At 67.6% G+C, this 11,183-nt stretch carries 9 protein-coding genes and 2 pseudogenes; 4 read left to right on the forward strand and 7 right to left on the reverse strand.

The genetic code is table 11. The annotated features are described in order from the left end of the window. Window positions 1-247: 247 nt before the first annotated feature. Window positions 248-2,641 carry a bifunctional (p)ppGpp synthetase/guanosine-3',5'-bis(diphosphate) 3'-pyrophosphohydrolase gene (locus tag A5730_RS12195; protein ID WP_067900308.1) on the forward strand — a complete coding sequence of 798 codons (2,394 nt, stop codon included), beginning with the start codon at window positions 248-250 and terminating at the stop codon, window positions 2,639-2,641. Between the two features lie 68 nt (window positions 2,642-2,709). On the opposite strand, the gene A5730_RS12200 is transcribed toward A5730_RS12195, so the two are convergent. From A5730_RS12200 to A5730_RS12210, 4 genes and pseudogenes are all read right to left on the reverse strand, one after another. Then, on the reverse strand, window positions 2,710-4,485 hold the full coding sequence (locus A5730_RS12200) for a protein kinase (protein ID WP_067900287.1): 1,776 nt from the start codon (window positions 4,483-4,485) through the stop codon (window positions 2,710-2,712). 46 nt (window positions 4,486-4,531) lie between these two features. After that, complete coding sequence (locus A5730_RS25165; RefSeq protein WP_067900290.1) at window positions 4,532-5,383, reverse strand: peptidylprolyl isomerase; 852 nt, start codon at window positions 5,381-5,383, stop codon at window positions 4,532-4,534. 294 nt (window positions 5,384-5,677) lie between these two features. Then, window positions 5,678-6,328 (reverse strand): annotated as a pseudogene (locus tag A5730_RS25170) (serine/threonine-protein kinase); the annotation flags it as partial. 170 nt (window positions 6,329-6,498) lie between these two features. After that, complete coding sequence (locus A5730_RS12210) at window positions 6,499-7,398, reverse strand: peptidylprolyl isomerase (RefSeq protein WP_067900293.1); 900 nt, start codon at window positions 7,396-7,398, stop codon at window positions 6,499-6,501. A 117-nt stretch (window positions 7,399-7,515) separates the two neighbouring features. Between A5730_RS12210 and A5730_RS12215 the strand changes: the two genes are divergently transcribed. Both A5730_RS12215 and hisS read left to right on the forward strand, forming a co-directional pair. Beyond that, entirely contained in the window at window positions 7,516-8,178 is a 663-nt protein-coding gene (locus tag A5730_RS12215; protein WP_067900296.1) for an MBL fold metallo-hydrolase, read from the forward strand. Further along, window positions 8,175-9,437, forward strand: a complete 1,263-nt coding sequence (gene hisS, locus A5730_RS12220; protein WP_067900300.1) for a histidine--tRNA ligase — start codon at window positions 8,175-8,177, stop codon at window positions 9,435-9,437. Before A5730_RS12215 ends, hisS begins: the two co-directional genes overlap by 4 nt. A gap of 31 nt (window positions 9,438-9,468) precedes the next feature. Here the strand turns inward: hisS and A5730_RS12225 are convergent, their stop codons facing one another. The 3 genes from A5730_RS12225 to A5730_RS12235 form a co-directional block, all read right to left on the reverse strand. Continuing rightward, window positions 9,469-9,768, reverse strand: a complete 300-nt coding sequence (locus A5730_RS12225; RefSeq protein ID WP_067900303.1) for a hypothetical protein — start codon at window positions 9,766-9,768, stop codon at window positions 9,469-9,471. A gap of 56 nt (window positions 9,769-9,824) precedes the next feature. Continuing rightward, window positions 9,825-10,052 (reverse strand): hypothetical protein, encoded by a 228-nt coding sequence (locus A5730_RS12230; RefSeq protein ID WP_055400916.1) that lies wholly within the window; start codon window positions 10,050-10,052, stop codon window positions 9,825-9,827. Between the two features lie 123 nt (window positions 10,053-10,175). Next, window positions 10,176-10,661: a polyketide cyclase gene (locus A5730_RS12235; RefSeq protein WP_067900305.1), complete on the reverse strand. Its 486-nt coding sequence runs from the start codon at window positions 10,659-10,661 to the stop codon at window positions 10,176-10,178. 212 nt (window positions 10,662-10,873) lie between these two features. Between A5730_RS12235 and A5730_RS24700 the strand changes: the two are divergent. After that, a pseudogene (locus A5730_RS24700) lies at window positions 10,874-11,183 on the forward strand (hypothetical protein); the annotation flags it as partial.

Raw genomic sequence — 11,183 nt, forward strand, 5'->3', positions numbered from 1 at the left:
CGACAAGCCACACCCCACCCGGGGGTTCTCCTCACATCAAGCCGACACGCCTGCTACCAACGTCACGACCGAGTACATCTAGCGCAGGCCGCTCGCTTGAGGGTGAACTGGCGGCGTCGAGTGTGTCCCCAGGGCGCGGATCTGGCCATTTCGTCGCCCTGGCCACACACCCGAAGCCCTCAGCGCGCACTCAAGGCGGCCGGGGGATGAGACTTTGGCGATATCCTCGAAGTCGGAGGTGACCAACGTGGCGGACGAGAAAGGCGCGGCGCAGGCGCTTGACGCGCCCACGGACGTCGGTGAGGCCTTGCTGGTCGGGGAGCCGGTCACCGCGCAGGCCGTCGAGCCGCCGGAGCCGCCGACCGAGACGCTGAAAACCACCAGCAGCGCGTCGCGCCGGGTCCGGGCACGGCTGGCCCGCCGGATGACCTCCCAGCGCACCACGCTCAACCCCGTGCTCGAGCCGCTGGTGGCGGTGCACCGGGAGGTCTACCCCAAGGCGAACGTGTCGTTGCTGCAGCGCGCCTTCGAGGTCGCCGACGAGCGGCACGCCACCCAGCTGCGCCACTCCGGCGACCCCTACATCACCCACCCGCTGGCCGTGGCCAACATCCTCGCCGAATTGGGCATGGACACCACCACTTTGGTGGCCGCGCTGCTGCACGACACCATCGAGGACACCGGCTACACGCTCGAGCAGATGTCCGAGGAGTTCGGCGACGAGGTGGCGCACCTCGTCGACGGGGTGACCAAGCTGGACCGGGTGGTGCTGGGCACCGCCGCCGAGGGCGAGACCATCCGCAAGATGATCACCGCGATGGCCCGCGACCCCAGGGTGCTGGTGATCAAGGTCGCCGACCGGCTGCACAACATGCGCACCATGCGCTTCCTGCCGCCGGAGAAGCAGGCGCGCAAGGCCCGCGAGACGCTGGAAGTCATTGCGCCCCTTGCCCATCGCCTCGGAATGGCCAGCGTCAAGTGGGAGCTGGAGGACCTGTCCTTCGCGATCCTGCACCCGAAGAAGTACGACGAGATCGTCCGGCTGGTCGCCGGCCGCGCACCGTCGCGGGACACCTATCTGGCCAAGGTCCGCGCCGAGATCATCAACACCCTGAACGCGTCGAAGATCAAGGCGACCGTCGAGGGCCGGCCCAAGCACTACTGGTCGATCTACCAGAAGATGATCGTCAAGGGCCGCGACTTCGACGACATCCACGACCTGGTAGGCATCCGGATCCTGTGCGACGAGATTCGGGACTGCTATGCCGCTGTGGGCGTGGTGCATTCGCTGTGGCAGCCGATGGCGGGGCGGTTCAAGGACTACATCGCCCAGCCGCGCTACGGCGTCTACCAGTCGCTGCACACCACCGTCGTCGGCCCGGAGGGCAAGCCGCTGGAGGTGCAGATCCGCACCCGCGACATGCACCGCACCGCCGAATACGGCATCGCCGCGCACTGGCGGTATAAGGAAGCCAAGGGCCGCAACGGTCTTCCGCACCCGCACGCCGCCGCCGAGATCGACGACATGGCCTGGATGCGGCAGCTGCTCGACTGGCAGCGGGAGGCGGCGGACCCGGGCGAGTTCCTGGAGTCGTTGCGCTACGACCTTGCGGTGCAAGAGATCTTCGTGTTCACCCCCAAGGGCGATGTGATCACCCTGCCCAACGGGTCGACGCCGGTGGACTTCGCCTACGCGGTCCACACCGAGGTCGGCCACCGCTGCATCGGCGCGCGGGTCAACGGGCGGTTGGTGGCGCTGGAACGAAAGCTGGAAAACGGCGAAGTCGTCGAGGTTTTCACGTCGAAGGCGCCCAACGCCGGGCCGTCGCGGGACTGGCAGCAGTTCGTGGTGTCGCCGCGCGCCAAGACCAAGATCCGGCAGTGGTTCGCCAAGGAGCGGCGTGAGGAGGCGTTGGAGGCCGGCAAGGACGCGATGGCCCGCGAGGTGCGCCGCGGCGGACTTCCCTTGCAGCGCTTGGTCAATGGCGAATCCATGGCCGCGGTGGCCCGCGAACTGCACTACGCCGACGTGTCCGCGCTCTACACGGCGATCGGCGAGGGCCACGTGTCGGCGCGCCACGTCGTGCAGCGGCTGCTCGCCGAACTGGGCGGGATCGACCAGGCCGAAGAGGATCTCGCCGAGCGGTCCACGCCTACGACCATGCTGCGGCGCCCGCGCAGCAGCGACGACGTCGGGGTCTCGGTCCCCGGTGCGCCGGGCGTGCTGTCCAAGCTGGCCAAGTGCTGCACCCCGGTGCCGGGCGACCAGATCATGGGGTTCGTCACCCGAGGCGGGGGCGTGAGCGTGCACCGCACCGACTGCACCAACGCGGCGTCACTGCAGCAGCAGTCCGAGCGCATCATCGAGGTGCACTGGGCGCCGTCGCCGTCGTCGGTGTTCCTGGTGGCGATCCAGGTGGAGGCGCTCGACCGGCACCGGTTGCTCTCCGACGTCACGCGGGTGCTGGCCGACGAGAAGGTCAACATCCTGTCGGCGTCGGTCACCACGTCCGGCGACCGGGTGGCGATCAGCCGGTTCACCTTCGAGATGGGCGACCCCAAGCACCTCGGGCACCTGCTCAACGTCGTGCGCAATGTCGAAGGGGTCTTCGACGTGTACCGGGTGACGTCGGCGGCCTAGCGGCGATCGCAAGCGCGGCGAAGCCGGGCGCGGCGGGTCGCCGCCATCGGGTCCCCGGCGATCGCGTTCTAGCCGACGCGCACCGAGTTGATCGTGACCGGGTTGGTCGGCGGCCCGCTCTGCCGATTGCCGGCGATGCCGGCGCCGGCGATCTTGTCCAGGACCGCCAGGCCGGCCTCGGTGATGGTGCCGAACACCGTGCTCTGCGGCTCCATTTCCGAATCCCGGAACACCAGGATGAATTGGCTGCCGTTGGTGTTGGGTCCCTCGGTGGCCATGATCACGGTGCCCCGCGGATAGATCACGGTGGCCCTCAGCGCGGGGTCCCCGGCCGGGTACTGGTTGGGGGGATATTCGTCCGCGAACTGATAGCCGGGGCCGCCGGAGCCGTCGGCGTCGGGGCCGCCGCACAGCAGCGATCCGCCGTCGGTCGAGTTGATCAGCCGGGCGCACTGGGTGCTGTCGAAGAATTGCTGCTTCGCCAGGCTGACGAAACTGTTGACCGCACAAGGGGATTCGTTGTTGGCGAGCTGGATGCCGATGTCGCCGAGGTTGGTCGAGATGGTGGCCGGAATCTGCGGGGGATCGGTGGAGATCCGGCCGGACCGCGGCGGGCTGACGGGTTTGACGATGGTGTCCGGCGCGCTCGGGTATTGGCAATTGGCGCCCGGGTCCGCCGGCGGCGCGAAGGCCGGCAGCGGCGGCGCCGTCGCCGCACCCTGCGCGGTGGGCCCGGGACTCGACCCGGCCCCGGCCCTGCCCGGCACCCGCGCGCGGGTCGGGGTGCTCGACGCGGCGCCGCTGGCGGAGTCGTCCTTCTGGGTCACCAGCGCGATCACCAACGCGACCACCGCCACCAGCGCCACGGCGGACGCGCCGACGATGCCCAGCAGCAGGCGCCGCGATTGTGTGGGTGGGCGATACGGGGTGTCGCCGGTTGGGGGGAAGTCCTGCGTGACCGGCCCGGTGGGGGGCGGCGGGGGTGCCGGCGGCGCCGGCGGCGGGCTCCAAGGGGCGGTGCCGGCCGGCTCGGCGAGCGCGGCCCTGGCGGCTTCGGCGAGTTCCATCGCCGACTGGTAGCGGTGTTCGACGTCCTTGGCCATCCCGCGGGTGACCACCGCGTCGAGGGCGGGGGACACCCCGGACGCCGTGGTCGACGGCCGCGGCGGCGGGGTGTTCAGGTGCGCGTTGAGTTGTTCCTCGAGGCTGTCGCCGGCATAGGGACGCTTGCCGGTCAGGCACTCGTGCAGCACGCAGGCCAACGAGTACACGTCGGCGCGGTGATCCGTTGTGCCCCTGAACCGTTCGGGTGCCATGTAGGCGACGGTGCCCATCGTGTGCCCGGTCTGCGTGAGCGACGTGTCGGCCATGGTGCGCGCGATGCCGAAGTCGATCAGGTAGACGAAGTCGCGCGCCTTGGTGACCAGGATGTTCTTCGGCTTGATGTCGCGATGGATCAGCCCCACCTGGTGGGCGCTGTCCAGCGCGGCGGCCACCTGCTCGATCACCGCGACCGCGCGCTCGGGGGACAGCCGCCCGCCGTTTTCGTCGATGTATTCCAGCAAGTCCCGGCCCTCGATCAGCCGCATGTCGACATAGAGGCGCCCGTCGATCTCGCCGTAACCGTGGATCGGCACCACGTGCGGGTCGTTGAGGCTCGCCGCGATGCGCGCCTCTCGGCGGAATCGTTGCTGAAACTCCTGATCCTCGGCCATGTTCGGCGGCAGCACCTTCAGCGCGACCACCCGGTCCGTGGCGGTGTCGTAGGCGCGGTAGACCTGTCCCATGCCGCCGCGCCCCAACACGTCCAGCAATTGGTATTGCCCGAAAGACTCTGACCCCACGCAACGACCTTAAGCGGTGGATCGCCCGCGGGTCTGGCGATTCTGCCTAGTCGAGCAACAGCGACGTGATGGTGACCTCGGCGGCCGGGGCGCCGTCCTCGCCGCCGCCGGCGACACCGGCTTTGGCGATTTTGTCCAGGGTCGCCAGCCCGTCGGGCTGGATGGTGCCGAAAACGGTGTACTGGGGCGGCAGCTGGGAGTCCTTGTACACCATGAAGAACTGGCTCCCGTTGGTGCCCGGACCGGCGTTGGCCATGGCCAGGGTGCCGCGCGGGTAGAGGACGGGCTGCTGCGCCTTGGGGTCGTTCGGCGGGTACTGGTCGGTCGGATACTCGTTGCCGAACTGGTACCCGGGACCGCCCGTGCCGTCACCCTTGGGATCGCCGCATTGCAGGACGCCCAGGTCCGGCGAAGTGGTCAGCCGGTGGCACTTGGTGTTGTCGAAGTACTTCTGACCGATCAGGCTCGCGAAACTGTTTACCGTGCAAGGCGATTCGTTGTTCGCGAGCATCAGGCCGATGCGGCCCTGGTTGGTCACCATGCTGGCGCTCACCGTCGCCGGATCCGTCGGCACCTTGCCGGTGCGCGGCGGCTTCACCTGCTTGGCGGCGGGTTCCGGGGACGCCGGGTACTGGCAATCGGCGCCCAAGGCAGCCGACGGTTTGAACACCGGCAAAGGCGGAATGGCGTCTAACTGCGGAGCCGTAGTACTAGTGGTCTCCGTAGACACTACGACGGATGATGTGGTCGGCGATGTCGCCGTAGTGCCGCCTTGCGGTGACTCGGAGGCGGTCACGACGAGCACTACGGCGAGTATCGCGACAACCGCCGCACCTAAACCGCCGAATATCAGCAGCGAGACTCGCCGTCGCCGGGATCGTTCGGCGCGACGGCGCAACTCTTCTTCGAGTTTGAGTTTGGCCGCCGCGCGCCGTTGCTGGCTCTGGGACGGCGCTTCGGTCTTGGGGCGACGTGAACTCTTCGTCGAACTCTGTGCTGCTGCTCCCTTGAGCGTTGGCATGTCAGGAGCGCGCCCGGCTTGAGTGGGGGCTTCCGATGACGAGCTGGATTCCGATCCTTCGCGGGCACTTGTCAGGGCCGACCGGGCTGCGGCGGCTAGTTCGGCTCCGGTTTGATAACGCTCGTTGGGATCCTTCGCCAAACCCCGGGCAATAACTGAGTCGAAGCCCGCCGGTATGTCTGCGTGGGCTTTTGATGGTTTCGGTGGGGGAGCGCTCAAGTGGCCGGCGAGCTGTTGTTCGAGGCTATCGCCGCCATAAGGACGTCGTCCCGTCAGGCACTCGTGTAGCACGCAGGCTAGTGCGTAGATGTCGGAACGGGCGTCAGTTGTTCCGCTGAACCGTTCGGGTGCCATATAGGCGAGCGTGCCAACCATGTGCCCGGTGCTGGTCATAGCCGTATCAGTCGCCCCTCGGGCGATGCCGAAGTCAATGAGGTAGGCGAAGTCGCCCTCTGTCACCAAAATGTTCGAGGGTTTGACATCGCGGTGCACCAATTCTGCACGATGCGCGCTGTCCAGCGCCGCTGCGACTTGCGTGATGATCGCGACGGTACGCTCCGCGCTGAGTCGCCCGCCTTCTTCATTGATCAGCGTGTGAAGATCACGACCCTCCACCAAGCGCATGTCGACGTATAGCCGGCCTTCAATCTCGCCGTAGCCGTGGATGGGCACGACGTGCGGGTCGTTGAGGCTTGCCGCTACGCGCGCTTCGCGGCGAAATCGCCGCTGAAATTCAGGGTCTGAGGCCAGATGTGGGGGAAGAAGTTTGATGGCCACGATGCGCTGGGTCGACGTGTCATGGGCACGATAGACCTCGCCCATTCCGCCGCGGCCCAGCAGATCCAGAAGTTGGTAGCGGCCGAAGGACGTCGCTGCCACTCAAGCCCCCTCAACGTCTGCCTCCTTGCGCAATCTCGACTGACCCTATGCTGCCGAAACGGCTGAACGTGACGGATCGGCGCGAAAATCGGATCGGAAAGCGCCCAGCAGACTCAGTCAGGTATGACCGACTTGATGGTGACAGCTGTGGCCGGCGGCCCGTCCTCGCCGCCGCCCGCGACGCCGGCTTTTGCGATTTTGTCTAGTGTGGCCAGGCCGTCGTCCTGAATCTTCCCGAAGACCGTGTACTGGGGCGCGAGTTGGGAGTCCTTATAAACCAAGAAAAACTGGCTGCCGTTGGTGCCAGGTCCGGCATTGGCCATCGCGACGGTACCTCGCGGATAGATGACAGGCTGTTGCGCTTTGGGGTCATTTGGCGGGTACTGGTCGGTCGGGTACTCGTTGGCAAACTGGTAGCCGGGGCCGCCCGCGGTGTTGTCCGTCCCGGAGCCGCACTGCAATACGCCGAGGTCAGACGAGGTGGTCAGGCGGGGGCACTTGGTGTTGTCGAAAAATTTCTGCGTGGCCAAACTGACGAAACTGTTGACGGTGCAAGGGGATTCGTTGTTGGCCAGCAGCAGTCCTACGGGCCCCTGATCGGTCATCATGCTGATGCTTACCGTTTTCTCGTCCGTCGGCACCTTGCCGGTGCGCGGCGGCTTGACCTGCTTGGCGGCCGGTTCCGGCGACGCCGGGTACTGGCAGTTCGCGCCCAGATCGGCCGCCGCCTTGAACGGCGGCAGCGGCGGAACGGGCGGCGTCGGCCCGGCGGGGGTGGTGGACTCCGGGGAGCTGCTCGCGGCGGGCGAGGTGGTGCTCGCCGCGGTGTTGCTCTTGTGTTCGTGTTTGGTGTTGATGACGGTGAGCACCACCGCGACGACCACGGCCACGGCCACGATCGAGCCGGCCGCGATCAACGCGATCCGGCGCCTCTTGGCTTGCTTCGCGCGGCGCTCCAGCTGCCGCTCGAGCTTGCGTTTGGCGTTGGCGCGTCGCTGTTCGTTGGTCGGCACGGCCTTATGCCTCCATGGTCGGTAGGTCGGGGGCCCGCAAAAGGCGTCGGTGGCCAGCCCAGGCTAATGTGGGCGCCGCGACTGGTGTCAAGTGGGGCCCGTGGGAAACTGGGAACCGTGTTGATCACCGGATTTCCCGCGGGCATGTTGCAGTGCAACTGCTACGTGCTGGCCGAGCGGCCGGGAACGGACGCCGTCATCGTGGATCCGGGACAGCGGGTGATGGGCCAGCTGCGGCGCATCCTCGACGAGAATCGGCTGACCCCGGCCGCGGTGTTGCTCACCCACGGGCACGTCGACCACATGTGGTCCGCGCAGAAGGTCTCCGACACCTACGGCTGCCCGACCTACATCCACCCCGAGGACCGATTCATGCTGAAAGACCCGATCTACGGCCTGGGCCCGCGGGTGGCGCAGCTGGTGGCGGGCGCCTTCTTCCGCGAGCCCAAGCAGGTCGTCGAGCTGGACCGCGACGGCGACAAGCTTGACCTGGGCAGCGTGACCATCAACGTCGATCACACCCCGGGGCATACCCGCGGCTCGGTGGTGTTTCGGGCATCGGGCGACCAGGACGTGGTTTTCACCGGCGACACGCTGTTCGAACGCTCGGTGGGCCGCACCGACCTGCACGGCGGCAGCGGGCGAGACCTGCTGACCTCGATCGTGAACAAGCTCCTGGTGCTCGACGACGAGACCGTGGTCCTGCCGGGCCACGGCAACGCCACCACCATCGGCGCCGAGCGGCGTTTCAACCCGTTCCTCGAGGGCCTGAGCCCGTGACCGAGTTCTCGGCGCCCAAGGGGGTGCCCGACTACGTTCCGCCGGACTCGGCGCAGTTCGTCGCCGTCCGGGACGGGTTGCTCGGCGCCGCCCGCCGGGCCGGCTACGGCAACATCGAGTTGCCCATCTTCGAAGACACCGCCCTGTTCGCGCGCGGCGTGGGCGAATCGACCGACGTGGTGTCCAAGGAGATGTACACCTTCGCCGACCGCGGCGACCGCTCGGTCACCTTGCGGCCCGAGGGCACCGCCGGGGTGGTGCGCGCGGTGATCGAGCACGGCCTGGACCGCGGCGCGCTGCCGGTCAAACTCTGTTACGCCGGGCCGTTTTTCCGGTACGAGCGCCCGCAGGCCGGCCGCTATCGGCAGCTGCAGCAGGTGGGGGTGGAGGCGATCGGTGTCGACGATCCGGCGCTGGACGCCGAGGTGATCGCCGTCGCCGACGCCGGCTTCCGCTCGCTGGGGCTGGACGGGTTCCGTTTGGAGATCACCTCGCTGGGCGACGACAGCTGCCGCCCGCAGTACCGGGAGCTGTTGCAGGACTTCCTGTTTGGGCTCGACCTGGACGACGAGACGCGCAGGCGCGCCGAGATCAACCCGCTGCGGGTGCTCGACGACAAGCGGCCCGAGGTGCGGGCGATGACGGCCGACGCGCCGGTGTTGCTGGACCACCTGTCCGACGTCGCCAAGCAGCACTTCGACACCGTGCTGGCCCATTTGGATGCGCTCGGGGTGCCCTACGTCATCAACCCGCGCATGGTGCGCGGGCTGGACTACTACACGAAGACCACCTTCGAGTTCGTGCACGACGGCCTGGGCGCGCAGTCCGGCATCGGCGGCGGCGGCCGCTACGACGGGCTGATGCGCGAGCTCGGCGGACAGGACCTGTCCGGCATCGGGTTCGGGCTCGGCGTGGACCGCACCCTGCTGGCGCTGCGCGCCGAGGGCAAGAGCGTGGGGGAGACCACCCGCTGCGATGTGTTCGGCGTGCCGCTGAGCGAGCAGGCCAAGGTCAAGTTGGCGGTGCTGGCCGCGCAGCTGCGGGCTTGCGGCCTGCGCGTCGACATGGCCTACGGCGACCGGGGCCTCAAGGGCGCGATGCGCGCGGCCGACCGTTCCGGTGCGCGCATCGCGCTGGTGCTCGGCGACCGGGACATCGAGTCTCAGACCGTTGGGGTGAAGGATTTGACGACGGGCGATCAGGTCCCGGTGGCCGCGGAAGATGTTGTGGCCGAAGTGACCTCGTTACTCAATCGCTAATCGGCATGGCGCACAAGACATTTCGGTCGCACTAGTGTGGTTGGTTGGCCAGGAAGCACCGCACCTGGGTGGCGGCGTCCTCCGGCTTGACTCCCATCTCCACCAGTCGCTGAACGATCTGGGCCGAAGGCACCGCGCCATCGAAGTCGGTCTTTATCACGTGGACGCTGGGAAACCAGTCTTCGGCGCTCACTCCGGGCGGCGGGGGCTTCGCGTCGCCCCCCAGGCACTGAACGTAGCCGTTGACGCCGGTATCGGCGTGAACCGGCGTTGCCCCCAACGGCACAGCGATGGCCATGCCGACTGCCGCGGCAACGTAGATGAAGCGCATGCGTGGGAATATACCGCGATCCGGCTCCCGAATCCGGGGAGCGGTCGAAGCGGCGTTTAGCTTTTCTTGCTCGGAATGATGATCACGACGATCAGCGTGAGGATCGAGAAAAACAGCCCGAGAATTCCCCAGCCCAGCGGGTTGCGGCCCTTCATCATCGCGATTAGCGCGCAGACAATTGCGGCGATCACGCTGCCGATGGCGACGAAGATTCCCTTGATGCCGCGCAGGATAAAACCCGCCGCGACGGGGTCCGAACTCGCCAATATCACCGAATGCAACATGTCAGCGTCCTTTCGTGAGGGGCCCTGAGGTGATACCCCACCGAATGCGCGGCAAAACCGCGCAGCATTATCGGCGCACGCGCCAATATCGGATCTACCAGCGGCATCGTGCGGCCCGCGGGCTTAGCCGGCCGGATAACCTCGCCGAACCGTGCGATCCAGAATGCCCAAGGTCGCCCGCAATGCTCCCTCGGAGAGAATCGGGAAAATTCCGGCTTCCCGCCAATGCGGGTCGATGTTCGACCAGTCGTAAAACGAGGTGACCACGGTGGCCGAGTTGTCCTCGGTCGGCTCGAGCCGATAGCCGTAGACATGACCGATCGGCGGGCGAATCTGGCCCAGCACCGTCCATGCGATCAGGCGATCCCGCTCGAATTGCCTGATGTCGACCGTGACGTCGTACCTGCCCAATTGCGGAAAGTCGTTCAACGCCTCGCGGTCCATGTGCACGACGAAGCGGTCGCCGACACCGCTCACCGGATCGCCCTCGGCGTCCTGCAGCATCCCGGACGAGTCGATGGCCACGTGGCCTTGCGGGTCGCACAGCACGGCGAAGATCTCGGGCGCGGGCGCGGCAATGGTGCGCTGAACCTCGATGCGTTCGGTCATGAGCCCTCGCGGCCGGAGTAGATGCGACACGATCGCCGCTTACTCTACGACTCGTCCCTCGCCGACGGGAGTCTCACGACCGGAATACGGATTCGGTTGCATGCAAATCGATTTCATGGCGGCGCGGTAGCCCACCTCCGGTTTCAGCCCCGTTTTGGCGGCCGCATGCGATCATTACCGGCGATGAGCGCCACATCGCAATAGGAGGATCAATGGTCCGCAACGCCCTGACGAGGACGGCCGTGGCCGCGGCGCTCATCGGACTGGCCGCGGCGGGCGCGCCCGTCCCGGCCGGCGCGACCCCCGGCCCGGTGGGCCGGCCCGCCCCGCTGGACGATCCCGATCCGGGCCTTCCGACCAACCCGTGGGATCCCCGCTGCGCGGCGATGCCCGGGTGGGAGCAGTGCCGGGGCGGCCCCTACGCCGCGCCCACCGGTCCCGCCGACCCCGCCTGCGTCCGGATGCCCGCTGACCCGGTGTGCGCGGGCGGACCGTATGCCATACCACCGCCCGCTCCCGAGC

Origin of the sequence: Mycobacterium sp. ACS4054 (assembly GCF_001667275.1) — a bacterium.
Classification (GTDB): Bacteria; Actinomycetota; Actinomycetes; order Mycobacteriales; family Mycobacteriaceae; genus Mycobacterium.